This is a genomic window from Amycolatopsis sp. GM8, assembly GCF_021653975.1.
Classification (GTDB): Bacteria; Actinomycetota; Actinomycetes; order Mycobacteriales; family Pseudonocardiaceae; genus Amycolatopsis_E.
In genome coordinates this window covers 43194-67127 of sequence record NZ_JAJKFK010000011.1, presented here as the reverse complement: position 1 = coordinate 67127, position 23934 = coordinate 43194, and the positions used below count along the sequence as shown (strand labels likewise).

The 23934-nt window shown below is 70.1% G+C and carries 27 protein-coding genes; 11 read left to right on the top strand and 16 right to left on the bottom strand.

Annotated elements, in window-relative coordinates:
- Positions 1 to 121: 121 nt before the first annotated feature.
- The 8 genes from LOZ83_RS35975 to dacB form a co-directional block, all read right to left on the bottom strand.
- The gene (locus LOZ83_RS35975; protein WP_236796342.1) at positions 122 to 946 is read right to left on the bottom strand and encodes an ESX secretion-associated protein EspG; all 825 of its coding nucleotides are present in this window, start codon (positions 944 to 946) and stop codon (positions 122 to 124) included.
- The gene (locus LOZ83_RS35970) at positions 943 to 1758 is read right to left on the bottom strand and encodes an ESX secretion-associated protein EspG (RefSeq protein ID WP_236796341.1); all 816 of its coding nucleotides are present in this window, start codon (positions 1756 to 1758) and stop codon (positions 943 to 945) included. The genes LOZ83_RS35975 and LOZ83_RS35970 overlap by 4 nt, the downstream gene beginning before the upstream one ends.
- Positions 1758 to 3179, bottom strand: coding sequence for a hypothetical protein (locus LOZ83_RS35965; protein ID WP_236796340.1), 1422 nt, complete (start codon positions 3177 to 3179; stop codon positions 1758 to 1760). The genes LOZ83_RS35970 and LOZ83_RS35965 overlap by 1 nt, the downstream gene beginning before the upstream one ends.
- A gap of 17 nt (positions 3180 to 3196) precedes the next feature.
- A complete protein-coding gene (locus tag LOZ83_RS35960; protein ID WP_236796339.1) occupies positions 3197 to 3565 on the bottom strand; it encodes a hypothetical protein in 369 nt (122 codons plus the stop codon).
- A gap of 154 nt (positions 3566 to 3719) precedes the next feature.
- Entirely contained in the window at positions 3720 to 4274 is a 555-nt protein-coding gene (hpt, locus tag LOZ83_RS35955) for a hypoxanthine phosphoribosyltransferase (protein ID WP_236796338.1), read from the bottom strand.
- Between the two features lie 3 nt (positions 4275 to 4277).
- Positions 4278 to 5234 (bottom strand): tRNA lysidine(34) synthetase TilS, encoded by a 957-nt coding sequence (gene tilS, locus LOZ83_RS35950; protein ID WP_236796337.1) that lies wholly within the window; start codon positions 5232 to 5234, stop codon positions 4278 to 4280.
- Positions 5221 to 6279, bottom strand: a complete 1059-nt coding sequence (locus tag LOZ83_RS35945) for a zinc-dependent metalloprotease (RefSeq protein ID WP_236796336.1) — start codon at positions 6277 to 6279, stop codon at positions 5221 to 5223. The genes tilS and LOZ83_RS35945 overlap by 14 nt, the downstream gene beginning before the upstream one ends.
- Positions 6280 to 6299: 20 nt before the next feature.
- Entirely contained in the window at positions 6300 to 8453 is a 2154-nt protein-coding gene (gene dacB / locus LOZ83_RS35940) for a D-alanyl-D-alanine carboxypeptidase/D-alanyl-D-alanine-endopeptidase (RefSeq protein WP_236796335.1), read from the bottom strand.
- 165 nt (positions 8454 to 8618) lie between these two features.
- Here dacB and LOZ83_RS35935 point away from each other — a divergent pair, with 165 nt between their 5' ends.
- Positions 8619 to 9134, top strand: coding sequence for an inorganic diphosphatase (locus tag LOZ83_RS35935; RefSeq protein ID WP_236796334.1), 516 nt, complete (start codon positions 8619 to 8621; stop codon positions 9132 to 9134).
- Between the two features lie 54 nt (positions 9135 to 9188).
- Here the strand turns inward: LOZ83_RS35935 and glyA are convergent, their stop codons facing one another.
- Both glyA and LOZ83_RS35925 read right to left on the bottom strand, forming a co-directional pair.
- Positions 9189 to 10457 (bottom strand): serine hydroxymethyltransferase, encoded by a 1269-nt coding sequence (glyA, locus tag LOZ83_RS35930; RefSeq protein WP_236796333.1) that lies wholly within the window; start codon positions 10455 to 10457, stop codon positions 9189 to 9191.
- A gap of 107 nt (positions 10458 to 10564) precedes the next feature.
- Positions 10565 to 11086 carry a gamma carbonic anhydrase family protein gene (locus tag LOZ83_RS35925; protein ID WP_236796332.1) on the bottom strand — a complete coding sequence of 174 codons (522 nt, stop codon included), beginning with the start codon at positions 11084 to 11086 and terminating at the stop codon, positions 10565 to 10567.
- 88 nt (positions 11087 to 11174) lie between these two features.
- On the opposite strand from LOZ83_RS35925, the gene LOZ83_RS35920 reads away from it, so the two are divergent.
- Positions 11175 to 11819, top strand: coding sequence for a Pr6Pr family membrane protein (locus LOZ83_RS35920; RefSeq protein ID WP_236796331.1), 645 nt, complete (start codon positions 11175 to 11177; stop codon positions 11817 to 11819).
- Here the strand turns inward: LOZ83_RS35920 and LOZ83_RS35915 are convergent.
- Positions 11804 to 12235, bottom strand: a complete 432-nt coding sequence (locus LOZ83_RS35915) for an ArsI/CadI family heavy metal resistance metalloenzyme (protein ID WP_236796330.1) — start codon at positions 12233 to 12235, stop codon at positions 11804 to 11806. The genes LOZ83_RS35920 and LOZ83_RS35915 overlap by 16 nt on opposite strands.
- A gap of 73 nt (positions 12236 to 12308) precedes the next feature.
- On the opposite strand from LOZ83_RS35915, the gene LOZ83_RS35910 reads away from it, so the two are divergent.
- The 3 genes from LOZ83_RS35910 (at position 12309) to LOZ83_RS35900 (ending at position 15321) form a co-directional block, all read left to right on the top strand.
- Complete coding sequence (locus tag LOZ83_RS35910) at positions 12309 to 12659, top strand: metalloregulator ArsR/SmtB family transcription factor (RefSeq protein WP_236796329.1); 351 nt, start codon at positions 12309 to 12311, stop codon at positions 12657 to 12659.
- 89 nt (positions 12660 to 12748) lie between these two features.
- Entirely contained in the window at positions 12749 to 12955 is a 207-nt protein-coding gene (locus tag LOZ83_RS35905) for a heavy-metal-associated domain-containing protein (protein WP_236796328.1), read from the top strand.
- Positions 12952 to 15321 (top strand): heavy metal translocating P-type ATPase, encoded by a 2370-nt coding sequence (locus LOZ83_RS35900; protein ID WP_374202762.1) that lies wholly within the window; start codon positions 12952 to 12954, stop codon positions 15319 to 15321. Before LOZ83_RS35905 ends, LOZ83_RS35900 begins: the two co-directional genes overlap by 4 nt.
- Here the strand turns inward: LOZ83_RS35900 and LOZ83_RS35895 are convergent.
- Complete coding sequence (locus LOZ83_RS35895; protein WP_236796327.1) at positions 15284 to 15838, bottom strand: sigma-70 family RNA polymerase sigma factor; 555 nt, start codon at positions 15836 to 15838, stop codon at positions 15284 to 15286. The genes LOZ83_RS35900 and LOZ83_RS35895 overlap by 38 nt on opposite strands.
- Before the next feature lie 62 nt (positions 15839 to 15900).
- Here LOZ83_RS35895 and LOZ83_RS35890 point away from each other — a divergent pair, with 62 nt between their 5' ends.
- The 3 genes from LOZ83_RS35890 to LOZ83_RS35880 are packed head-to-tail and all read left to right on the top strand — an operon-like array spanning position 15901 to position 18998.
- Positions 15901 to 16629, top strand: coding sequence for a zf-HC2 domain-containing protein (locus tag LOZ83_RS35890; RefSeq protein ID WP_236796326.1), 729 nt, complete (start codon positions 15901 to 15903; stop codon positions 16627 to 16629).
- 36 nt (positions 16630 to 16665) lie between these two features.
- Positions 16666 to 17361: a YcnI family protein gene (locus LOZ83_RS35885; RefSeq protein WP_236796325.1), complete on the top strand. Its 696-nt coding sequence runs from the start codon at positions 16666 to 16668 to the stop codon at positions 17359 to 17361.
- A complete protein-coding gene (locus LOZ83_RS35880; protein WP_236796324.1) occupies positions 17358 to 18998 on the top strand; it encodes a FixH family protein in 1641 nt (546 codons plus the stop codon). Before LOZ83_RS35885 ends, LOZ83_RS35880 begins: the two co-directional genes overlap by 4 nt.
- A gap of 4 nt (positions 18999 to 19002) precedes the next feature.
- Here the strand turns inward: LOZ83_RS35880 and LOZ83_RS35875 are convergent, their stop codons facing one another.
- Positions 19003 to 19569 (bottom strand): DUF5134 domain-containing protein, encoded by a 567-nt coding sequence (locus LOZ83_RS35875; protein WP_236796323.1) that lies wholly within the window; start codon positions 19567 to 19569, stop codon positions 19003 to 19005.
- 555 nt (positions 19570 to 20124) lie between these two features.
- Here LOZ83_RS35875 and LOZ83_RS35870 point away from each other — a divergent pair.
- The 3 genes from LOZ83_RS35870 to LOZ83_RS35860 all read left to right on the top strand — a co-directional run bounded on the left by LOZ83_RS35870 (position 20125) and on the right by LOZ83_RS35860 (position 22398).
- The gene (locus tag LOZ83_RS35870) at positions 20125 to 21405 is read left to right on the top strand and encodes a hypothetical protein (protein WP_236796322.1); all 1281 of its coding nucleotides are present in this window, start codon (positions 20125 to 20127) and stop codon (positions 21403 to 21405) included.
- Positions 21406 to 21552: 147 nt separating this feature from the next.
- Positions 21553 to 22062 carry a nucleoside-diphosphate kinase gene (locus LOZ83_RS35865; protein ID WP_236796321.1) on the top strand — a complete coding sequence of 170 codons (510 nt, stop codon included), beginning with the start codon at positions 21553 to 21555 and terminating at the stop codon, positions 22060 to 22062.
- A 15-nt stretch (positions 22063 to 22077) separates the two neighbouring features.
- Positions 22078 to 22398, top strand: coding sequence for a hypothetical protein (locus tag LOZ83_RS35860; protein WP_236796320.1), 321 nt, complete (start codon positions 22078 to 22080; stop codon positions 22396 to 22398).
- 62 nt (positions 22399 to 22460) lie between these two features.
- Here the strand turns inward: LOZ83_RS35860 and LOZ83_RS35855 are convergent, their stop codons facing one another.
- The 3 genes from LOZ83_RS35855 to LOZ83_RS35845 are packed head-to-tail and all read right to left on the bottom strand — an operon-like array spanning position 22461 to position 23881.
- Complete coding sequence (locus LOZ83_RS35855; RefSeq protein ID WP_236796319.1) at positions 22461 to 22802, bottom strand: permease; 342 nt, start codon at positions 22800 to 22802, stop codon at positions 22461 to 22463.
- A gap of 21 nt (positions 22803 to 22823) precedes the next feature.
- A complete protein-coding gene (locus LOZ83_RS35850) occupies positions 22824 to 23228 on the bottom strand; it encodes an NUDIX hydrolase (RefSeq protein WP_236796318.1) in 405 nt (134 codons plus the stop codon).
- The gene (locus LOZ83_RS35845) at positions 23225 to 23881 is read right to left on the bottom strand and encodes an NUDIX hydrolase (protein WP_236796317.1); all 657 of its coding nucleotides are present in this window, start codon (positions 23879 to 23881) and stop codon (positions 23225 to 23227) included. The genes LOZ83_RS35850 and LOZ83_RS35845 overlap by 4 nt, the downstream gene beginning before the upstream one ends.
- Positions 23882 to 23934 lie beyond the last annotated feature (53 nt).

Below are 23934 nucleotides of genomic sequence, written 5' to 3'. Positions count from 1 at the left end.
CACAACGACTATCGGTGCGCGGGGGACACCCGTTCAACCAGGGTACAGTCCGGTCGAGCTGGACACCCGCCTGAGCCTCCGGCAGCTCAACGGCCGGTCGGCCCGGAGGGTTCCCCGCCGATCAGGACGCGACGCTCGCGACCATCTCCGACAGCCTCGTGCGGAGGGTCTTCGCGTCGGCCGGAGCGACCGTCACCCACTCCCGCCCATCGCCGCCGGCCCGGGAAAGGCTGAGGTAGCGGCCGGTCTTGGTGTCGAACCAGGCCAGCACCGGCGAGCGGCGGCGGCCGTTCACCTCGTTGCGGCTGTTCGCTGCGAGCTGACCGCCGCGCAACCGCGGCTGGCCGGCGAGCCGGGCGTAGGACTCGCGCGGGTCGGCGACCTGGTCGCTCAGCGAGGTCCGGCGGCGAGACCTGGCGGCGCCCTTGGTGGTCGGCGCCGCCTCGCCGTCGGGTGTCACCGGGACCCTGGCCGGCGGGATGCCCAGCGCCTCGTCGACGGGCAGCGTGATGGAGGCCTCGGTGCCGCGGTTGCCCTGCGGCAGCAATTCGACGACGGTCGAGGCGAGGCCCTCCGCGAAGGTCGGGCGCAGCCAGACGCCGTCGGCGGTCTGGGTGGCGATCACGCCGATCCGGCCGTCGGACGCGGCGAGAATTCCGACCGGCGGCGCCTGGAAGTCGGGGATGTGCAGCGCGTCGATGCTCAGCGTCGGCCGGGCCAGCACGCCGAACCACTCCTCGACCCACGGTTCGAGCCGGCCGAAGTGGTCACGCAGGCCCCGCGCCTGCAGCTCGTTGTCCGCCCGCCGGCGCAGCATCGCGCGCTCGTCCATGGTCACGCCGTGCGAACGCACCCGCAGCGGGTACGGCAGTTCGCCGAGACCGGCGGACTCCCACAGGAAGTCGAACGTCAACGGGGTGAAGAACTCCGCTCCGGCGGTCGTCACCATGCCCCTCCCGGTGCCACGCCTGGCTGTGCTGTCGTGCTGGCGGCACCGGTGAGCATCTCATTGAGCCGTTGACGCAGGGAAGCCGCGTCGGCGGGCGCGATCGTGATCCAGTCACGGCCGTCGTGACCGCTGCTGGCCTGGGTGAAGTAGCGGCCCGACTCGGTGTCGAACCAGCTCAGCACCGGCATCCGGACCTTGCCGGCGAGCCGCCCGCGGGCGTTCGCGCCGATCTGCCCGCCACGCAGCCGCGGCTGCGCCTGCAACCGGGCGAGTGCCTTGCGGTCCTCGTCCGCGCTGACCCGTCCGGTGGCGTCCGCCACCCGCCGCTGCAGGAAATCCGCGCCGGTGCCGGTGAGCAGCTGCGCCAGCGGCACCGTGATCGACTTCTCCGCACCGCGAGCCGCGCCCGGCAGCAGCGAGATGATCGCCGACGCCAGGCCGTCGGCCGGGGCCGGATGCAGGTGATAGCCCCGCTCGTCCCGCACCGCGAGCACGCCCTGGCCACCGAGCGAGGCGGCCACCGCGAGCAGCGGCGGCGTGTTCGGCGCCGACAGGTGCACCGAGTCGAGGCTCACCTCCGAACCGGCGAGCACCTCGAAGAAGTTCTCGACATGCGGCTCGGGGCGTCCCCGGCCGTCCGCGACACCACGGCGGGCCAGCTCGGCCATCGCCTGCCGGCGCAGGTGCGCGCGTTCATCCAGGGTCGCCCCGTGTGACCGGAGCTCCAGCGGGTACGGCAGTTCGCCGCCCCCGAACGACTCCCACAGGAAGTCCAGCTCCAGCGGAGTCAGCAGCTCCGCACGCGTCACTATTCGTCCTCTTCCTCGGTCCAGGCACCGATGACCGGCGGCGCGGTCGCCACGTTGGCGCCGAACGCCGCGTCCGGGTCGGCCTCGACGAGGTACGAAGCGCGGCTGTGCTCCTCGTCCTCCTGGCCTTGAGCGCCGCCCGCACCCATCCCGCCCATGCCGCCGCCCATACCGGCGGGCGGCGGGGTGGTGGTGCCGCCGATCGTGCCGTTGGGCGACATCACCGGCTGCTGCGGCATGTTCCCGGCCGCGCTGTTGCCCTGCTGCTGCGCCTGGTCGGTGCTCGCCGCGGCCGTCTCGTCCGGGTTCTCCTTGGCGCCGCTCTTGTTGCCACGGCCCAGGACCGCCTTGCCCGCGGCCGCGCCGAGCCCGGCACCGGCCAGGCCGAGCCCGACGCCGAGCGCCGCACCGCCGCCTCCGCCGCTGGTCGGCACCGGCGTCGCGTGCGCGGCCGGGGACACGCCCGCGCCGGAGACCACACTCGGGCCCGCGGGGGTGCCCGGAGTGCCTGGGGCACCCGGCGCGCCGGGCGTTCCGGGAATCTGGGCACCGGGACCGCCGGCCGCACCGGCACCGGCGAACTGCGCGGCGTCACCGATGTGGCCGCCGAAAGCCGAAGCGTGTCCGGCGAAGTCGCCGCCGCCGACCTGCATGCCAGTCATCGGGCCGAGCGAGCCGGCACCGTAGGCACCGGGGATCGCGCCCGCCGCACCGACCGAGGACGCCTTCGTGGTGCCGGCGATCGAACCCTGCGGCGGGAGGCCGAGGGACTCCGGGCCGAAGCTCGGCGTCGAGTCGTCCACCTCCGACATCGCCTGGGTGTAGGCGTTGAAGTACTGGACCTGCTGCTCGTGCACCGACTTGGCCTCGTCGGCCTGCTGCTTCATGTCGGCGACCATCGCGGCGGGGCCACCCGCCAGCATCGCCGCGGTCTGCTTCGCCGGGTCGAACTCCTTGGGCGCCGGCATCTTCTTGACCTCGGCGGCGGCCGAGGCCTGCTGCGCCATCCGGCTCGACATGGTGTGCGCGGCGTCGCCGGCCTGCTGGCTCGAGTTGGCGATGCCGACCAGCGCGCCCTGCGCGCCACCGGCACCCTGGCCGATCCAGACCGCGCCGAGCTCGGTGATCGCGTTGTACAGGTCGTTGGCCGCCTGGTGCAGCTCGTCGCCGTGCGACTTCCAGGTGTGCCCGGTGGCCTCGGCCGTCGCCGGATCGTTGTTCTGGGTGGCGCCCTGGTACAGCTGGTCGCTCTCCTGCGAGGCCCAGTTGGGCGGGCTGGCGATCGCGCGGTCCGAGCCGTAGTCGAACCCGCCCGCGCTGCTGCGCGCCTGCTGGACGATCGCCGCGCTCTGGCTGTTGTCGCCGAGAGGCACGGAACTGGTCGGCGTGCCGCCGCCGTACTGGTTGTCGCTGCCGGTCATGCTGCTCGCCCCCGGATTCACGCCTGCCCGCCGGACAGCGCGTCCGCGGCAGCCTGGTCGATCTGCTGGTAGTGGCGCATCGCCTCGACGACGCCCTGCTCGGCCTGCTCGTACTGGCTGTAGAGATTCTGCAGCGCGGTGGTGTAGGAGTCGCCGCCGCCGTCCGCGCGCTGGGCGAACTTGGCAGCGATGGCGTCACCGACGGGGTTCGCGCCCAGCTTCGGGGGCTCCGCGAGCGCACCGGCGCCGCGCAGGAGGTTCTCGACCGAGTCCTTGCCGGCGCGGATCTTCTTCAGCACGTTCTGCGCGGCGTCCGGGTCCACTCCCAGCTGACCGTTGACCGCCGCGTTGCGAAACGCCGCGGCATCCGCGTAGCTGTTCCCCATCGGTTCTCTCCTGCCCCAAAGTCGATGCCGGGAGTGGCCGCCCGGCTACCCCTGTTCGCATAGGCTAACGCACTCGGACAAGGAGTATGACGGCTTTCCCCGCTGTCAGGTTCCGGATTCTCGCAAGCGTGCGCCGCCGTTCACCGTCTGTTACTCAGGCGCTGTAGACCTTGGGGTCGAGGGTGCCGATGTAGGGGAGATCGCGGTAACGCTCCGCGTAGTCGAGGCCGTAGCCGACGACGAACTCGTTCGGGATGTCGAAGCCGACGTACTTCACCGGCACGTCGACCTTGACCGCTTCCGGCTTGCGCAGCAGCGAGCAGACGTCGAGCGACGCCGGGTTGCGGCTCGCGAGGTTCTTCAGCAGCCAGGACAGCGTCAGCCCGGAGTCCACGATGTCCTCGACGATCAGGACGTGCCGGCCCGCGATGTCCCGGTCGAGGTCCTTGAGGATCCGCACCACGCCCGACGACGAGGTCGAGGACCCGTAGGAGGACACCGCCATGAACTCCAGCTGCGCCGGGATCGGCAGCGCGCGGGCGAAGTCGGTCATGAACATCACCGCGCCCTTGAGCACGCCGACGAGCAGGAGATCGCTGGTGTTGCCGTCCCTGGTGTAGTCCGCCGCGATCTGCTTGGCGAGTTCGGTGACCTTGTCCTGGATCTGCTGCTCGGTGACGAGCACGGAGGCGATCTCGCCTTCGTACACGGGTCATTCCCCTCTGGCTGCTTCGCGACGATTCATGCTCAGGGTGCCATGTGTCCGCGCCACCACCAAGCCGCCCGGCAGCCACACACCACCCTGACCACGCCATTCGCCGATCAACGCGTCGACAGAACGCAGGTGCGAGTCGGAAAGATCACACCCGCCGCGGTCCAGTAACCAGCGCCGGAGCACTCGCCGGCGCAGCGCGGGCGGGACGTCTTCGAGTGCCTTCGCGTCCAGGGTCTCGCCCTCGTGGGTGAATTCTTCGGCGAGCGCGTCCAGGGTCTCCAGGTCCTCGCGCACCTGTGCCGCGGTGCGGGCGAGCGCCGACGCGACGCCGCCGGCAAGGACGTCTTCCAGCAGTGGCAACACTTCCGTGCGCAACCGGACGCGGGTGAACCGCGGGTCGGCGTTGAACGGGTCCTGCCACGGCCGGACACCCAGCGCCGCGCAGGCGGCGACAGTGGCCGACCGTGGCACGTCCAGCAGCGGGCGTCCCCACGGCGGATCGAGCGGTTTCATGCCGGCGATCGAGCGCGGCCCGGAGCCCCGGCCGAGGCCGAGCAACACTGTCTCCGCCTGATCGTCCCGGGTGTGCCCGAGCAGCACGAGGCCACGGCCCTTGCCGGACAGGGCCGCGTAGCGGGCCCGCCGCGCGGCCGCTTCGATCCCGCCTGACCCGCCGACTTCGACGGTTAGCACCTCAGCCTCGTCGACGCCGAGCGTGCGCGCCGTGGCGGCGGCCGCCTCGGCGATTTCGGCGGAGCCGTCCTGCAGACCGTGGTCGACGACCAGCGCGCGCACCCGCAGGCCGAGCTTGTGTCCCTCGTGCGCGGATGCCTCGGCGAGGGCGAGGGAATCGGCGCCACCAGACACCGCGACGTCGAAGTCCGCCTCGGCGTGCGCGGCCAGAAACCGCCGCACCGCAAGGCGGACCGGGATCAGGTCGTCAGCCGTGCACACGCCGCACCCATGCCGCCGGGTCGGCGATCTCGGCGCGGCTGGGCAGCGTGTTCGGCGAGGTCCACACGGCGTTGAAACCGGTCATGCCGACGCGGTCGACGACATGCCGGGTGAACGCCGCGCCCTGTGCGTACTGGCGGATCTTGGCGTCGATCCCGAGCAGGGTGCGCAGCAGCCGGTCCAGCAGGCCGCCGCCGTTGCGCCGGGCGGTGAAGCGGGCGCGGATCTGCTCGACCGCGGGCACCACGCCGGGACCGACCGCGTCCATCACGTAGTCGGCGTGCCCCTCCAGCAACGTCGACAGGGCAAGGAGTTTGTCGAACACCGCGCGCTGCTGCGGTGAGCGCAGCAGCTGGCTCAGCGCCACCACACTGCCGTCCGCCTTGGCGCGCTTGGCTTCCCGCAAGGCCGTGGGCAGCCGGCTGACGAAATCGGCGACCCCGTCGTCCTCGGTGGCGAGCCCGCTGACGAGGCGCTCGACCTCGTCGGCGAAGTAGTCGCGCAACCAGGGCACCGCGGTGAACTGCAGGCGGTGTGTGCACTCGTGCAGGCAGACCCACAGCCGGAAGTCCCGGCCCGGCACCTGCATCGTGTGCTGCGCGGTGACGACGTTGGGCGCCACCAGGAGCAGGCGGCCGCCGGCCCCGCCGAACGGGTCGTACTGGCCGAGCACGCGGGACGCGAGAACCGCCAGCACCACCCCGGTCTGCACCCCGGCGCCGCCGGCGAGCACGGGCGCGAGCGGATTCGACGGGAGCGCGCGCAAAGCGTTGCTGGTCAAGGAATCCAGGCCCGCGGCGGCGGCACGCACCCAACCCGGCCGGTCGACGACCTCGCCGGGAAGGAGTGGCAGCCCCGCACCGAGCCCGGTCAGCTCCCGGACATGCGCCTCGGCGTTCACGGTGAGCTCCCGCAGCTCGCTGACCGCCAGCTGCGCCTCCTCGCGTGACACCGCCGGGCCGCCCCGCACGAGGAACGCACCCGTCGCCGCGGCGAGCGACCAGTCCACGACCGGACGCGTCTTTTCCTCGGTCACCGTGTTCATTCTCCCGAAGCTACCCGCCCCTATCGGCATCCGCAGCCACGTAAGGTTGCCGCGACCGCGTCGAGGGCGGGGCGGGCTTCGAGGATGTTGGAACCGTTGGACATCATCGCGAACACCAGCACTCGGCCGTCCTTGTCGAGCACCACCCCGGCGAGCGTGTTGACACCCGAAAGCGTGCCGGTCTTGGCCCGCACCCAGCCCTTGCCCGTCGACGAGTTCGGCGTGTTGTAGCGGTCCGCGAGCGTGCCGCTGCCACCAGCCACCGGGAGCCCTTCCAGCAGCGGGCGAAGCTTCGCCGTGCGCGGGTCCTTGTTGTCGGGCGCGGCGGCGACGGTGAGCAGCTGCGCGAGCAGCTTCGGCGGCACCTTGTTCAAGACAGACAGCCCGCTGCCGTCGTTGAGCACCACACCGGACACATCGAAACCGTTCTGTGCCAACGTTTTCAGCGTCGAGTCCGCGACGCCGCCGAACGTGGCGGGGCCACCGGTCGCGATCGCCGTCTGGCGGCCGACCGCTTCGGCGAGGTTGTTGTCCGAGATCTGCAACAGGTTGTCGACCAACTCCGTGAGCGGTGCCGAGCGCACCTCACCCAGCACCTTGGCGCCCGCCGGCGCGGTCGCGTTCCCGGCCGCCGTCGCGCCGAGCCGCTGCGCGAACGTCTGCAGCAGTACGCCGCCCGGGTCACCGGTGCGTGGCACTTCATCGACCGTCGGGTTCGACCGGCCGCCGTCGAGCATCCCCGGCACGACTGGCACGGCGTAGGTGGACGGCGCGTCCTCCGGCGCCCAGCCGGGCGCGGCCGGTGCGCCCGCGTAGAGCGAGGCGTCGAGCTGCACCTTCTTGATGGCGCCGCCGGACGCCTTCTTGACCTGGGCCACCAGATCGTCGAGGTGCGCGGCACCCGGGTAGACCGAGTCCTTCCCGCCGGGCAGCGAGGACAGCGTGGGATCGCCGCCCGCGACGATGACCGCGGTGTCCGGCGAGGAGCCCTGCACGACCTTCGTCGGGATCTGCAGACCGTGGTCCAGCGTGAGCAGCGCGGCCGACGTGGTGAGCAGCTTCGTCGCCGACGCCGGGGTCAGCAACTGGCCCGAGTTGTGGTTCCACAACGTCTCACCGGTCGCCGGGTCGATGACGACACCGGCGAGGGTGCCCAGCGCGCCGTTGGCCGCCGGGCCCGCGAGGGCCGCCGAGATCCCGGCGCCGGACGGGGTCGGCGCGGAGGAGTTGGGCGGCCGCAACGCCAGCGTGACGGCCGCGGGCTCGGGCAGGTCGCCCTTGGGCAGGTTCGGCGCCCACGGCAGGCCGAGCCGGTTCGACACGTACGGCGTCGCCCCGGCGACCCCGGCGGCGATCACCAGCACCAGCACGATCGCACCGCCGACGAGCAATCCGCGCCGGCGGTTGCGCGGCGGTTCCGCGGGCGGCGGCGGGGTCGGCTCGGTGGGCGGCGGCTGGGTGGGTTCGGCGGGGTGCGACTCGCCGGACGGTTCGATCCGCATCGGCTGGGCGTGCATCTGCCCGGCCGGTGGGACAGGTCGTGGCGGCGGCACCGGGCGTGACAACGGCTGGAACAAGCTCGGCTGTTCGACCGGGCGGGTCACCTGCTCCACGGGCGGCTTGACCGCGGGCATGAACGCCGTGCGCTCCTCAGCACGTTCCTGTGGCGCGGGCTTCGTCGGTTCCTTGGGTTTCTCGACCGGCTTGACCGCGGGCAGGAAGGCGGTGCGCTCCTCAGCACGCTCCTGCGGCGCGGTCGTCTGCTCTGATTTCACCGCTGGGAAGAACGCTGTGCGCTCCTCGACGCTCTCCTTTGGCGCTTCGGCCTTCGGTTTTTCGACCGGCAGCGGCGTGAACAGGTTCATCTTCACCGGCGGGAGAAACGCCGTGCGCTGCTCCACCTTCGGTTCTTCCGGTTCGTCCTTCGGGAGGTCCTTGGGCGCCTCGACCCACAAGGTCGCCTGCTCGGGCAAGGAGACCTTGGGCGCGGCCGGCTGCTCGGCGGCCTCGCCGTCCTCAGCAGGCTCGTCCGCCTCCTCCACGGCCGCCTTCTCGACAGGATCCTCGGCGGACTCGGACTCGTCCGCGGGCTCGGGCTTCTCGCCGGGCGCGCCGACGTCGGCCACGTCCGAATCGTCGGACGGCCAGGCCGGCTCGTCTTCGTGCGGCGGCACGCACCCCTCCTCATCGCGTCGGCGCACCAGGGGCCAAACTCACAGTAGTCAAGATGACATTGGTGCGGCTTCCCAACGGCGCGTGGTCCACACTAGTGAAGACAAGTCAGCGAATCGTGAGCCGCCAGGGGCGGCCCCGAAAAGACGAGTTCAGCGAGGATCGCCGTGGAGTTCGACGCCACCATCGAAATCCCCAAAGGGGAGCGCAACAAGTACGAAGTGGACCACAAAACCGGGCGCATCCGGCTGGACCGCACCCTGTTCACGGCCACCCAGTACCCCGCCGACTACGGGTTCATCGACGACACCCTCGGTCAGGACGGTGACCCGCTCGACGTGCTGGTCCTGGTGCAGGAGCCGACGTTCCCCGGTTGCCTGATCCGCTGCCGCGCGATCGGCATGTTCCGGATGACCGACGAGAAGGGCCCGGACGACAAGGTCCTCGCGGTGCCCTCGGACGACCCGCGGCTGGAGCACCTGCGCGACATCCATCACCTGAACGAGTTCCACAAGCTCGAGATCGAGCACTTCTTCCAGGTGTACAAGGATCTGGAGCCGGCGAAGAGCGTCGAGGGCTCGGACTGGGTGGGCCGGGTCGAGGCGGAGGCCGAGATCAAGCGCTCCTACCAGCGCGAGACCGACCGCCTGGCCAAGGAAGCCGCCGAGGCCGGCGAGCACTGACCGAACGCGAAAACGGCCGGCTCCCACCAACGGGAACCGGCCGTTTTCGTGTGCTCAGGCCTTGTAGCCCGGGACCGGGTACGCGACCAGAAGCTCGCGCACCTCGCCCGCGATCTTGTCGAGCGCCGCGTCGTCATCGGCCGAAGCGGCGGCGACCGTGCGGTCGATCCACTCGGCGATCTGCGGCTGCTGCTCGGGGGTGAGGCCGCGGGTGGTGATCGCCGCGGTGCCCAGCCGGATGCCCGACGGGTCGAACGGCTTGCGCGGGTCGAACGGCACCGTGTTGAAGTTGAGCTCGATGCCCGCCCGGTCCAGCGCCTTCGCGGCCGGCTTGCCGCCGATCTGCTTGCTGGTCAGGTCCACCAGCAGCAGGTGGTTGTCGGTGCCGCCGGAGACGAGGTCGAAACCGCGCTCGGTGAGCGCGGCGGCGAGCGCCTTCGCGTTGGCGACGATGGCGTGCGCGTAGTCGCGGAACTCCGGCTTGGCCGCCTCGCCCAGCGCGACCGCGATACCCGCCGTCGTGTGGTTGTGCGGGCCGCCCTGCAGGCCCGGGAAGATCGCCTTGTCGATGGCCTTGGCGTGTTCGGCGTCGGACAGGATCATCGCGCCGCGCGGGCCACGCAACGTCTTGTGCGTGGTGGTGGTGATGACCTGCGCGTGCCCGACCGGCGACGGGTGCGCGCCACCGGCGATCAGGCCCGCGATGTGCGCGATGTCGGCGACCAGCACGGCCCCGACCTCACGCGCGATCTCGGCGAACACCGGGAAGTCGATGGTGCGCGGGATCGCCGTGCCACCGGCGACGATCAGCTTCGGCCGGTGCTCCTTGGCCAGGTCACGCACCTGGTCGAAGTCGACGCGGCCGGTCTCCTTGCGCACGCCGTACTGCACGGCGTTGAACCACTTGCCGGTGATCGACACCGGTGCGCCGTGCGTGAGGTGGCCGCCGGCGGGCAGCGACATGCCCAGCACCGTGTCGCCCGGCTGCGCGAACGCGAAGTACACGGCCAGGTTCGCCGGCGAGCCGGAGTACGGCTGCACGTTCGCGTGGTCGGCGCCGAACAGGGACTTCGCGCGCTCGATCGCGACCGCCTCGAGCTGGTCGATGACCTGCTGGCCCTCGTAGTAGCGCTTGCCCGCGTAGCCCTCGGAGTACTTGTTCGTCAGCACGGTGCCGGTGGCTTCCAGCACGGCCTGTGAAACGTAGTTCTCCGAAGCGATCAGGCGGATCTTCTCGGCCTGGCGGCGGGCTTCGTCCTCGACGAAACCGGCGATCTCGGGGTCGGCGGCGGTGAGGGTCGGAATCGGTGGCTGGTGCGTCATTCCCTACTCCTGAGACTGGCCACACCCAGGCGCGCGGTGCCGGCCTCGTCGGTCGCTTCCCGGTGGTGCTCCACCTCTACGGCGCCAGTCGCTTTGCGCACCCCAGACTAGTCGACCGGGGCGACGCTGTCGGCGTGCCGCCGGGCCAGCTGCTGGTAGACGGCGGCGTTGTGGTCCACCCAGGCGCGGGCCGAGTCGGTCAGCGGCACGAACTTCTTCGCCGGGCTGCCCATCGCGATGTGCTCGGCCGGCACCCGCGTGTTCGGGGTCACGGTGGCCCCGGCGGCGACGAGCGCGCGCTCCCCGATGACCGCCTGGTCCAGCACGGTGGCGCCGTTGCCGATCAGCGCCTGCTCGCCGACGGTGCAGTCGTGCACCAGGCACAGGTGCCCGACGGTCACGTTGCGGCCGATCTCGCACACCCCGGTGTTGACGTGCAGTACCGAGTTGTCCTGGATGTTGGCGCCCTCGCGGATGACGATCTTGCCGAAGTCGGCCCGGATGACCGCGCCGTACCAGATCGACACGTCCTTCTCGATGACGACGTCACCGATGAGGGTGGCGGTGGGGGCGATCCAGGCGTCGGGGTGCACGGTCGGGCTGACGCCCTCGAACGAGAACAGTGGCATAGCCGCACCTTAAGCTGGCCGGTCGCGCTCCGGTCCGGGAGGCAGGCTCTGCCGAGCGGCAGACCACAATGGACAGTACGGTGCCGTCATGGTCGCTCGCGCGTGGTTCGCCCTCACCGCACTGACGGTGCTCGTGGGAGTCGTGGTGCAGCTGATCGACACCGCGCACGCCACGGGCGGGCTCTTCGCCTCGCCCGCGGCGCGAGTGGCCAACGTGTTCTGTTACTTCACGATCCTGTCGAACCTCATCCTCGGCGCCACCAGCCTGCTGCTCGCGCTGCACCCGGATCGCCGGTCCACCGTGTTCCGCACACTGCGGCTCGACGGCGTGCTCGCGATCGCGGTCACCGGCGTCGTCTACCACATCGCGCTCGCCGGGTTGCTCGAGCTGACCCCGGCCGGGCAGCTCGCGAACCAGTTGCTGCACACGGTTTCGCCGCTGCTCGGCGTGCTCGGCTGGCTGGTGTTCGGTCCACATGGGACGCTCAGCCCGCGCACCGTGTGGTGGAGCCTCGCGTATCCGTTGCTGTGGCTGGCTTTCACGCTCATCCGCGGCGCGGCGACCGGCTTCTACCCGTACCCGTTCCTGGAGGCCGGCCGGCTGGGCTACCCGCAGGTCGCGCTGAACTGCGTACTCGTCGCCGTGTTATTCCTCGCGCTGGCGGGTGCGGCGCTGCTGCTCGATCGGTGGCTTGGCCGGGTTGTTGCGGCACGACGTCAGCCGGCGGCCTGACCCGCGTTCGGCGCGCAGCAGGTGGCGGTGGCCTCGGTGCCGAAGGTCTGAGAGTCGGCCTTGACGGTGTAGACCTCCCACGGTTCCTGGCCGGGACCGTGCACCCACACCTTGTCCTGGACGGCATAGCAGCAGGTGGTGTCGTCCTCGGTCAGCGTCTCCAGCCCCTCGCCGGTGAGGCGCTTGCCGGCGGCGCTGACCTCGTCGGTGGATTCGACTTCGACCCCGAGGTGATCCAGCGCGGTCGCCTGGCCGGGCTCGCCTTCGAGGAGGACGAGCTTGAGCGCGGGCTCTTCGACGGCGAAGTTGGCGTAGCCGGGCCGCAGCTTCGCGGGCTCGGTGCCGAACAGCTTCGAGTAGAACTCGATCGAGCCCGGCAGGTCGGCGACGCGGAGCGCGAGTTGCACGCGGGACATGGTCATCCTCCTTGAATAGACGGTTGTCGAATCAAGAATTGCCCACTGAATAGATCGCTGTCAAGATAGACGCATGTCGAAACAGCTGCCGGTCGTCGTGATGGACGCCTGTTGCTCCCCGCTGGCCGACACGCCGCTGTCGGCCGAGCAGGCGGTGGAGTTGTCGCGCTTGTTCAAGGCGATCGCCGATCCCGTCCGGCTGCGGTTGCTGTCGCTGATCGCCTCCCACGGCGGCGGCGAGGTGTGCGTCTGCGATCTGACCGGCGCGTTCGACCTCACCGGCCCGACGATTTCCCACCACCTCAAGGTGCTGCGCGAGTCCGGCCTGATCACCGGCGAGCGCCGCGGCACCTGGGTCTACTACCGGGCACAGCCGGAGGTGCTGGCCCGGCTGTCCGCCGTCCTGGTGCCCGCCGGCGCCTGAAGATCCCGGAACTTTTCGCCTCGGGCCGACGACCTCGACAGCGGTGAGAACACCGCCTCGCGACGAGGCCACGACCGAGAGGACGACCCATGGCTCAGATGACCTTCGCCGTTTCCGGCATGACCTGCGAACACTGCGCGGCATCGGTGCGGGAGGAGGTGGGTGAGCTGCCCGGCGTCCGCTCGGTCGAGGTGGATCTCGGGCGGGGCAATGTCCGGGTCGCCGGCGACGGGATGCTGGACATCGAGCAGCTGGCGGCCGCGGTCCGGACGGCGGGCTACGAGCTGGTGCGATGACCCAGGATGGGCACCTCGACGAGACTGCTGCTCTTCGGCGTAGCGCTGATGGTCGTGTTCGGGTTGGGGTGGCTGCTGGGCGGAACGGTCCGGTAGCGCCCGCCGGGCCCGGCCCGGTCACCGAGACCGAGCTGGCGATCGGCGGCATGACCTGCGGTGCCTGCGCCGCGCGGGTCGAGCGGAAACTCAACAAGCTCGACGGCGTGCGGGCGATGGTCAACTACGCGACCGAGAAGGCGCACGTGGAGATCCCGGACGGCACCTCGGTCGAGGACATCGTGCGGGCCGTCGAGGCGGCCGGGTACACGGCACAGCCGCCCCGGCCGCGCGCGGAGCCCGAGCCCGCCGCACAGGTGACCGGCGATCCGGCGCGGCGGCGGCTCATCGTCACCGCGGCGCTCGCCGTGCCGGTGATCGCGCTCGGCATGGTGCCGCCCCTGCAGTTCACCAACTGGCAGTGGCTGTCGGTCATGCTCGCGGCGCCGGTGGCGGTGTGGGGCGCGTGGCCGATCCACCGCGCCGCGTGGACGAACCTGCGCCACGGCACCGGGACCATGGACACCCTCGTCTCGCTGGGCGTGGCCGCGGCCTTCCTGTGGTCGCTGTACTCGCTTTTCCTCGGCAACGCCGGGGTGCCCGGGATCCGGCACGAGTTCTCGTTCACCCCGAAACCGCTCGACCACGACGGTATCTACCTCGAGGTCGCCGCCGGGGTCACCGTGTTCATCCTGACCGGCCGCTACTTCGAATCCCGCTCGCGCCGGCGCGCGGGTGCGGCGCTGCGGACGCTGCTCGACCTCGGCGCCAAGACCGTGACGATGCTGCGCGACGGCCGCGAGGACCGGGTGCCGATCGAACGCCTGCGCGTCGGCGACGAGTTCGTCACCCGCCCCGGCGAGAAGATCGCGACCGACGGTGTGGTCATCGACGGCGATTCGACGGTCGACCTGAGCACGGTCACCGGCGAGTCGATGCCGGTGGAGGTGACCGCGGGCGACGAGGTCACCGGCGCGACGATCGCGCTCAGCGGGCGGCTCGTCGTGCGCGCGACCAGGGTCGGCGCGGACACCCGGCTGGCCAGAATCGCCAAGATGGTCGAGAAGGCCCAGAGCGGCAAGGCCGCGGCACAGCGCCTGGCCGACCGGGTGGCCGGGGTGTTCGTGCCGATCGTGCTGACACTGGCCGTCGGCACGCTCGGGTTCTGGCTCGGCACCGGCGCGAGCGCGGACGCCGCCATCACCGCCGCGGTCGCGGTGCTGATCATCGCCTGCCCGTGCGCGCTCGGCCTTGCCACACCGACCGCGCTGCTCGTCGGCACCGGTCGCGCCGCGCAGCTCGGTGTGCTGGTCAAGGGGCCGGAAGCGCTGGAATCCACCCGGCGGGTCGACACGATCGTGCTCGACAAGACGGGCACCGTGACGGCAGGCCGGCCGAGTCTGGTGCGGGTGCACGCCGGCAAGAACGTGGACGTCGACGATCTGCTGTGGCTCGTCGGCGCGGTCGAGGAGGCATCGGAGCATCCGATCGCCTCGTGCATCGCCACGGCCGCCACCAAGCGGCTCGGCCAGCTGCCCGCGGTGCGGGACTTCCGGTCCGTCGCCGGGGCCGGCGTGCAGGGCACGGTCGACGGTTACCGCATCACCGCGGGAAAACTCGACCTGCTGACCGGCTTCATGATGCCGATGTCGTTGCTGCGGGCCAAGAACGAGGCCGAGGCGGCCGGCTGCACAGCGGTGGTCGCCGGCTGGGACGGCATCGTGCACGCGGTGTTCGTCGTCGCGGACACGATCAAGCCGACGTCGGCGACCGCGCTGCGGCAGCTACGCGGGCTCGGCTTGCGGCCCGTGCTGCTGACCGGGGACAACGAGACCGTCGCCGGCTCGATCGCCCGCGAGGTGGGGATCGACGAGGTCATCGCCGGGGTGTCGCCCGAGGGCAAGGTGCGCGTGATCGAGGATCTGCAGGCCCGCGGCGCGGTGGTCGCGATGGTCGGCGACGGGGTCAACGACGCCGCCGCACTCGCGGCGGCCGACCTCGGCCTCTCCATCGGCACCGGCACGGACGCGGCGATCGAAGCCGGCGACCTGACGCTGGTGCGCGGCGACCTGCTCGCCGCCGTCGACGCGATCCGGTTGTCCCGCAAGACTCTCGCGACGATCAAGGCCAACCTGTTCTGGGCGTTCGCCTACAACCTCGGCGCGCTGCCGCTGGCCGCCGCCGGGCTGCTCAACCCGATGATCGCCGGTGCGGCGATGGCCCTGTCGAGTTTCCTGGTGGTGTCCAACAGTCTCCGGCTGAAGCGGTTCCGCGGGACCCCGGCGCCCGAGCTCACAACACGTCATCGTCGCGCAGCCGCGTCGCCTTGAGCAGGTCTTCGCGGGCCCGGGCGATCCGGGACCGCACGGTGCCGACCGGGCAACCGCACACCTGCGCCGCCTCCTCATAGGACAGTCCCAGAATTTGGGTCAGCACAAGGATTTCCCGCCGCTCGGGCGACAGGTCGGCGAGTAGCAGCCCGAGTTCGACGACGTCCTCGAAGCCCCCACTGGTGTGCCCGTCGACGGGTTCCCATTCGGCCTGCGCGACGAGCCGCGGCCGCGATGCCGCCGCGCGGATGTGGTCGACGAGAACCCGGCGCGCGATCGAGAGCAGCCACGTCCGCGACGACGACCGGCCGGCGAAGCGAGGCAGGCCGCTGAACGCCCGCAGATACGTCTCCTGGGTCAGGTCGTCGGCGCGATCGGTGTCCGCCAGATGCGCCAGCAGCCGCCACACGTCCGCCTGCGTCGCCCGCACCCACTCGGCCAGCGCGCCCCGGTCGCCGCGGCCGGCCGCGATCGCCAGTGCGGTGACCCGGTCGTCGTCGGCGCGCGTTCCTGGCACGGCGGTTGAGGCTAGTACATGGTCACCGGGAACTTTCCCGCGCTGGGCACGACTAGGAAGGCGTGCGATGCGAGACTTTCCGGGAAGCGCTGTCCGCGCGGATCGACGGTGAGCCGGAGCCGGTGGACCCCGCCACCGTCGACCGGCATCTGGAGTCCTGTGCGGACTGCCGGGCGTGGTACTCCGGCGCGCAGGACCTGCGCCGCTGGATGACGGTGCGCGCCGCGCCCGCGATGCCCGACCTGACCGGCGTCATCCTGGAGCGGATTCCCGCCCCCACCGGCGAACGGTGGCCGGTCCGGATCGGACTCGGCATCGTCGCGCTCGCACAGCTGGCGTTGTCCGTGGCGCAGTTGCTCGGCGCGGCGACCGGGATGGACGCGATGTCCGGCGCGTCGATGCTGGAGCACCTCACCCACGAAAGCACCGCGTGGAACATCGCCGTCGGTATCGGCCTGCTCTGGGCCGCACTCCGGCCCCGGGCCGCGGCCGGGCAACTGCCGGTGATGACCGGGTTCGTGCTGGTGCTCACCGGGCTGTCCATCGCGGACCTGCTCGGTCACGCGGTCTCCCTGGGACGCCTCGCGTCGCACGTGTTCGTCGTGATCGGGCTGGCGCTGCTGTTCGTCGTGCGTCACCAACACCGCGACGACCGGCTGCCCGGCGCCGGTGACGCGCTCACCCCGGGCCGGCGCGTCGAACCGTCCGGCAGCACGAGCGACGCCCCGGACGCGCCGCAACCGCATCATCCGCGCTGGCACCGGCCGGCGAGCCGGCACCACGCGGCCTGAGTTCCCCCGCTCAACCGTCCCCTCTGGAGTGTCCCCATGTCCCGACCCCTCCGCCGCCTTGCCGTGCTCGCCGCGGCTGCGGCCGTCGCGCTGCTGGCCGCACCCGCCGTGGCCTCGGCGCACGTCACCGCCAACCCGAATTCCGCCCAGCAGGGCGGCTACGCCAAGGTCTCCTTCCGCGTGCCGACCGAACGCGACAACGCCTCGACGACGCAGGTGGAGATCGACTTCCCGGCCGACCACCCGCTCGCCTCGGTGTCCACCCGCGCCGTGCCGGGGTGGACCGCGAAGGTCGAGAAAACCCCGCTGGCCCAACCGATCCAGACCGACGACGGGCAGCTGACCGAGGCCGTGTCGAAGATCGTCTGGACCGGCGGCAAGATCCCGCCCGGCTCGTTCGAGGAGTTCGACGTGTCGATGGGCCCGTTGCCGACCGACACCGACCAGCTGGTGTTCAAGGCGCTGCAAACGTATGACAGCGGCGAAGTCGTCCGCTGGATCGACACCACCAGCCCTGGCGGGCCCGAGGCCGAGCACCCCGCGCCCGTGCTGAAGCTGACACCGAAGAACGCGGCCACCAGCGCCGCGGTCACTGCCGCCGCCGTGAGCACCGGCTCGGATTCTGGCTCGAGCACCGGAACGGTGCTCGGCATCATCGCGATCGTGCTGGCCGCGATCGCGCTCGCGGTGGGCCTGCTGCCGCGGCTGCGTTCCCGCTCGCGCGCGGAATGACCGCAGCCCGCGCGGCTCTGCTGTTCGTGCTGAGCGGCTGGCTCGTGTTGTTCGCCGGCCCGGGTATCGCGTCCGCGCACGCCGCGCTCGACGTGACCGATCCCGCGCAGGGTGCGGTGCTGCCCACCGCACCCGCGCGGGTTTCGCTGAAGTTCAGCGAAACGGTACAGGTCGCCACGGACGGCGTCCGCATCTTCGGCCCGGACGGCAGCCAGGTCGACGACGGGCGGGCCACCCATTTCGGGCCCGCCGACACCGTCGGGGTCGCGTTGCGCGACGGAAACCGCCAGGGCACGTACACAGTGTCCTGGCGGGTTATCTCCGCCGACTCGCATCCGGTCGCCGGTGCGTTCACGTTCTCGATCGGTCATGCCTCCGCCGGTGGCGCCGCCCCCGCGACGCCCCAGGGCAGCACCACGGTGAGCGTGCTCTACGCGATCGCGCGCGGGCTCGCCTTCGCCGCGTTCGCCGTCCTCGTCGGTTCCGTGACGTTCGTGCTCGCGTTCCTGCCGTCCGCGCAGGGCTCCCGCGCGATGCGGCTGGTCATGTTCAGCGGATGGGCCGGTTCGGTCGCGGGCGCGCTGGGCTGCCTGATCCTGCAAGGCCCGTACGGGTTCGGGCTCGGCGCCGGGCACATGTTCGATGCCGACCTTGTCGAGCAAGTCCTCGCCAGCACGCTCGGGATCGCGTTGCAGGCCAGGCTGCTGGTCCTGTTCATCGCCGGGATCTACCTGACGCTGCTGTGCACCGCACCCATGAATCCGTTGTACCGCCGCGTTTTCGGGGTGACCGGAGCGGTGCTCGCGATCGGGCTGGCCGCGACGTGGTCGGCGAGCGATCACGCCGCCGTCGGGCTCCAGCCGGAGATCGCGCTACCTGCCGACGTGGCCCATCTCGTCGCGATGGGCGTGTGGCTCGGCGGCCTGACCGCGTTGCTGGTCGCCCTTTTCCGCCGCAGCGCGGGGGAATCGGAGCTGACGCGGGCGGCCCGGCGGTTCTCGCCCGTCGCCGCGGCGTGTGTGCTCGTGCTCGTCGCGACCGGCAGTTATCAGGCGTGGCGGCAGCTGGGCAGCTGGGGCGCGTGGTTGTCCACCGGCTACGGGCGGCTGTTGCTGATCAAAGTGGTGCTCGTCGCTTGCCTGCTCGCGGCGGCGGCGTTCTCCCGGCGCTGGGTACGGCGGCGCCCGATGGCGTTGCGCCGCAGTGTCTTCGCCGAGGCCGCGCTGGGCCTTGTCGTGCTCTCGGTGACCGCGCTGCTGGTCGAGGCCGAGCCCGGTCGCACCGCGACCGCGGCACAACCGCAGCGTCGCGAAGTCTCCTACGACACAGGTGGTCCCGGCGGCAGCGGCCAGGTCGACGTCGAGCTCGCTCCCGCGGCCGGCGGCCCGAACACGGTGACGCTGTCCATTGTGGACAAATCTGGGAAACCCCGTGACGTGCCGGAGTTCCACGCGAAGCTGACGCTGCCCGCGCGTGGGATCGGCCCGCTGGAGATCCCGTTGCGGCAGACCGGTCCCGGCGGTTATGTCGCGACGGCGGTGCAGATCCCGGCGGCCGGATCGTGGCAGCTGGCCCTGACCGTGCGGACCTCCGACCTGGATGAGACGACGGTCGCGACCACGGTGGACGTCCGCTGACCGGTCAGATCAGCAGTGCTGCCATGAGCCCCATGCCGAGGCTCATCACCCCGTCCACGGCGAGTCCCGCGGTCCGCAGCCGCACCGTGCCCTCACCGCGGCCGGTGTCGACGGCGTGGGCCAGCCAGCCGACTCCGGCGACGAGGAAGACGAGCGCGAGCACGACGGCGACGATCACGACGTGCGCCGGGGTGTCCATCGTCATGCCGGACATCGTCATGCCGGACATCGCGGAGGGCATCACCAGCACCATCCACGCCATGCCGGCCATCATCAGCGCGTGATGCCCGAGCGAGAGCCGCCCGTGCGCGCCGTGGCCGTCGGTGCCCAGCACGAGCATCCCGACGAACCACACCGCGGCCGCGCTGAAGAGAAGTAGCTGAGGGACGTGCGCGAAGTTCATCCCGGCCGGCCACGACATCGCGACCATGCCGGCGCACATCAGCGTGTGCAGCACGTCGGCAACCCGATGCGTGGCCGGTCCGTGGCTCAGGCACCGGTAGAGGCAGAACCCACCCGCCACGGCGAACACGAGCGTCACACCCCAGCGCAACCCCAGTTCGGTGATCATCGTGCTCCCTCCGCGCTCACCAGAACCAGTCGTCCGGTGCGGCGGAAGAGTTCCGGGGGCTAGGCGAAGAAGTGCAGGACGGAAGCGCGAACGGAGCTGTCGTAGCAGATGGCGGAGGCGGTCTTGCCGATGCCGACGACCTTGCTGGTCGCAGACTTCCCGTCCCAGCAGGCCGCGGCGATGCCGTAGTGCCCCGCTGACCATCCAGGTACAGGGCTACGAACGAGACCAGGCCCTCCTCGGTCTCCCGAGAAGGGCCTGGTCAATGGTGGAGCCGCCTGGGGGAATCGAACCCCCGACCTGCTCATTACGAGTGCCTGGTACGAAGACCACTAGGGCTTTTACCAGCTATTTTAGGTGATCGCAGATGGCTCCACGTCGCCGCGGAGACTCCGTGGCACCACAGTTCGCTCCACGACTGGCTCCACGACGGGACGTGTTGCATGTCACAGTGTCGGCGGGGTCCTACGCACCGCCGAGCAGATCCCCGCCGCCCGGGTTCGGCAGCGACCGAGAAGGACCTGCTGCGCCGGAACTCGCGGCGACGAGACCTCGATGCGCGAGCCCAAGATCGCCGTCGGAACAGCGCAGGTTGAGTCACTCCGCACGGCCGGTGCTGACCCTCGACTCAGCCGCCTTGCGCACTCACTGAGAAAAGGGCATTTCGATTTCGGTCGAACTAACACCGAACACCGAGATGTCCTGTCCGCTCACGACATCCGGGGCGCCGCGCGGGAAAACCAGGAAGCGGTGGGACAATGCCCCATGGCTCAGAACCAGGACGGAACGCTGGCACAGATCATGGCGGCCGTCCTTGACGACACGGTGCCGGTGAGCAGTCTGCTACAGAAATGCGTCGTCCTCGGCGGACTGACCCGCTCGACGACGATGAGCGACTGGGCGAGCAAGGAGCTACACGGCTACGACCGGACGAAGGATGAAATACCGGACTACCGGCGTGTGAGCGGGACGCTGACGGTGCGGTTGACCAACATGGCTGGCTACCAGCCGGTGGAACGAGTGTTCTCCCCGATGCGCGAACTGCCTGAGCAGATCCGCAATCAGAACGACTGGGAGACGGCCCACCTAACCAACGATATTGGCGAATTGGAGGGCTGGGTCGACGCCAGCGACGGAACAATCAGACTCAGTGTTCCGTGGGAGACACCGCTGATCAACTTTGTGGGCCCAGCTTACGGTCAGCAGGCGACACGCGTGGAAGCCTTTTACCTGGCGGTATCCACCGCCACCATAAATGGGCTACTGGTTCGGGTGCGCACGGCCGTAGCCGAACTGGTCGCCGAATTACTTAAGCTGACGCCCGAAGGGCAGGACGTGCCGGATAGGTCCGCCGCCGACGAGGCCATGCACGTCACGATCAACGGCCACAACAACACATTCACCTACGCGCCGCAGCGTGCGGGCGATGGCGGCATCAACACCAACACGATCGGCACGTCCACGGCCGGTTCAACAACCGTCGCCGGGGCCGCCAGTGCAGCGGTTGGCAGCCAGAGCGGCAGTGGGGACCACGCCACCGTGGTCGGTGGCCAGGCAGTTCACGGCGAGCACAATGCCGTGACCGGCCGCGACGCCACACCCGCCAGCGGCACTGACCATGCAGAGACGGGAGGCTGGTGGACACGACTGCGCCACCGGGGCTTGTTCCTCACGGTGGCCACTATCCTCGCGGCGATCGTCGCGGTGCTGACCTGGTTGGGATTCACGCCATCGTCGCCTAGCACGGGTCAGCCCTCGTCACCAAGAACAAGCGCCACCATTACGCCGACGGCGTTGACACCGATCACCGCCGCCCGCCCCGGCTCCAATAAGTAATGGCGACCAGCCGGTTGAGTTGGCCTCCCCCGCAACGACCCACACGAAACGCGCGTATATCGGACAACCGCACCTCGACGCCGAGTCGGTGCCAGATGCGTCGAGAATCGATACCATCCGTGTCGACGCGGCGACGAAGGGAAGAACATGGCCAACACGCCGGACCTTGGTGTCGAAAAGACGCTGGTACTGCTCAAGCCCGACACCCTCGTGCGCGGCTTGGCTGGCCGCATCATCACCCGGTTTGAGGACGTCGCGCTGAAGATCGTCGGTGTGAAGATGAAGCACATGGACGCCAAGTTCGCGCGCAAGCACTACTTCGACCTGGAGGAACGAGCAGGCGCGGAGATCTACAACACGACCGCCGCGTTCATGCAGTCCGGCCCGGTCATTGCACTGGCACTTGAAGGTGTGGACGCTGTAGCCAAGGTTCGGAAGATCATCGGCAGCACGTTCCCGAACGAAGCGGCGCCCGGCACCGTGCGCGGCGACTTTGCGCACCAGACGAAGGCGTCTTCCGAGGTCAGCGGCAAGGCCGTGATGAACCTCGTCCACGCATCGGGCAACTCCGAAGAGGCCAAGTACGAAGTCGACCTGTGGTTCGACGGCTCGGAGCAGTTCGAGTACGAGACGCTTGCGGAGAAGCTCGCCTACTGACCCTGGGAGGCAGCCGTGACCGGTGACGGGGAGAGCCGGATCTCACTGCATGATCTACAGATCGCGTTCGAGCGCGAGGTGACGGCCGACAAGCGCGCCGCCGCTGAGACGGCATACGCGCTCGCGTTCCGGTATCGGAACCAGGACGTAGACGGACGTCGCCGATTCGACCTCGCGAAGCAATGGGCTCGTCGGGCCATCAAGCTGCTCGACGAGCTTCCGTCGGACAGGCTCGACCAGATCGCCACTACCCGCGCTTCCGTGGGTGGTGTTGATCTTCCCGGCCTGCTCCATGCAGGTGTGGTGCGCGAGCGCCTCGCGGACGTGCTGTTCTAACAAAGACCGGCCGTCGCGACCCGAGGTCGCGACGGCCGGAATGGCAACGCAGTGGCTGGCTGCTACTCGCTGTCCTGCTGACCAATGAGCGTGTTGAGCAGGCCGACGATCTGCTGCTGTCCGGCCGCCGTCGCGTCGAGCTTGCCCCGCACTTCGGCGAATCCGTTGTCCACCTTGCGCTCCAGAACGTCAAACCGTTCGCGCGTCTGTTCGCCCAGCGCGTTGATCGCCGCCCTGTTCGCGTCGACCTTCACCCCGAGGTCCGCGATGTCGCGATCCCGGGCAGCGGCAAGGTGCCGAGCGGCGGCAGCCTCTTCGCGGGCCGCCCGCGCGTCCGCCGCCAGCTGCCCAAGCCGGGCTTCCAGCGCGGCCACCCGCGCCTCCAGCTCGTTCGATGCGGTCATGACCGGCAGCCTACCGGCTGATCACGCCGACAACGCCGAGTCCAGGTGCTCCTGGACCGGGCCGAAGAACCCGTACGGCACGTACTCGGCGAGCTGATCGCGCTTCAGCCAGGCGAACTCGTCGAGTTCCTCGTCGTCCACCACGCTGGCCTCTCCGCTCAGCACGTCACAGGCGACGTAGACCATGGTCCGACCCGTGTTCGGGTGGACACGCTCGCCGAGGACCTGCGACTCGGCGACGGTCAAGCCCGTCTCCTCCTGGGCCTCGCGCGCCGCCGCCTGTCCTGGCGTCTCTCCAGCCTCGACCTCGCCCGCCGGGAACTGCCACGACAAGCTCCCCTCCTTGACGCGACGCCGGACGAGCAGGACCTGGCCGTCCTTGACGATCACAGCAGCCGCGATGGGCGGCCGGGGAGTCTCAGTCATTCGGTAACCTCCAAAGCTTCGAGTATTGGCAGGAAGATCTGTTCTGCCGGGATGAAACGGGTTAATTTCGCCTTGTCAACCCAGACAACGCTAACATTCTCGACTACGTCCTTGTTTTCAGCCTCCCCGGCCAGGTAGTCGCAAAGTAGATACTCGCAGAAGACGTTCGTGATGGGATGAAGCCGGGTACCAAGGCTTCGGACGACAGCACAATGAACCCCCGTCTCGGCGAGAGTCTCACGAATTGCAACCGTCTCCGCTTGCGCTCCCGGTTTAATCATTCCCGCCGGGAATTGCCACGATATTCCGCGCCCGTCGTCTCCCCTTCTACAGACGGCCAGAACTTCCGAATCCCTGGACACAACCGCGATCGCGACGCGAAGCGCCTGTGCACTGTCCGGAGGTTCCGACGTCTCCGGACCGGCATCGGTGAGCGTCGCGAACCGCGCCTTCGCGACCTCTGGGGCGCGGTCGAGCGCGGTGTCTAGCAGCTGCTGCATCTCCGAACGCGGCGTCACGTCGGGTCGCTGGTGCCAGGTGGCCACGGTGCGAACGGCCACCCCGAGATGCCGCGCGAACGACTCGTTCGACATCCTCAGGGCCGCCTGGAGAACGCAGGCAGTTCGCCCCGTCCAGTCGTTCACGAATTCCATGGCCTACACCCCCAACGGCCGGGAAATGCACTGGTGTTGCATTGGTTCTGCAC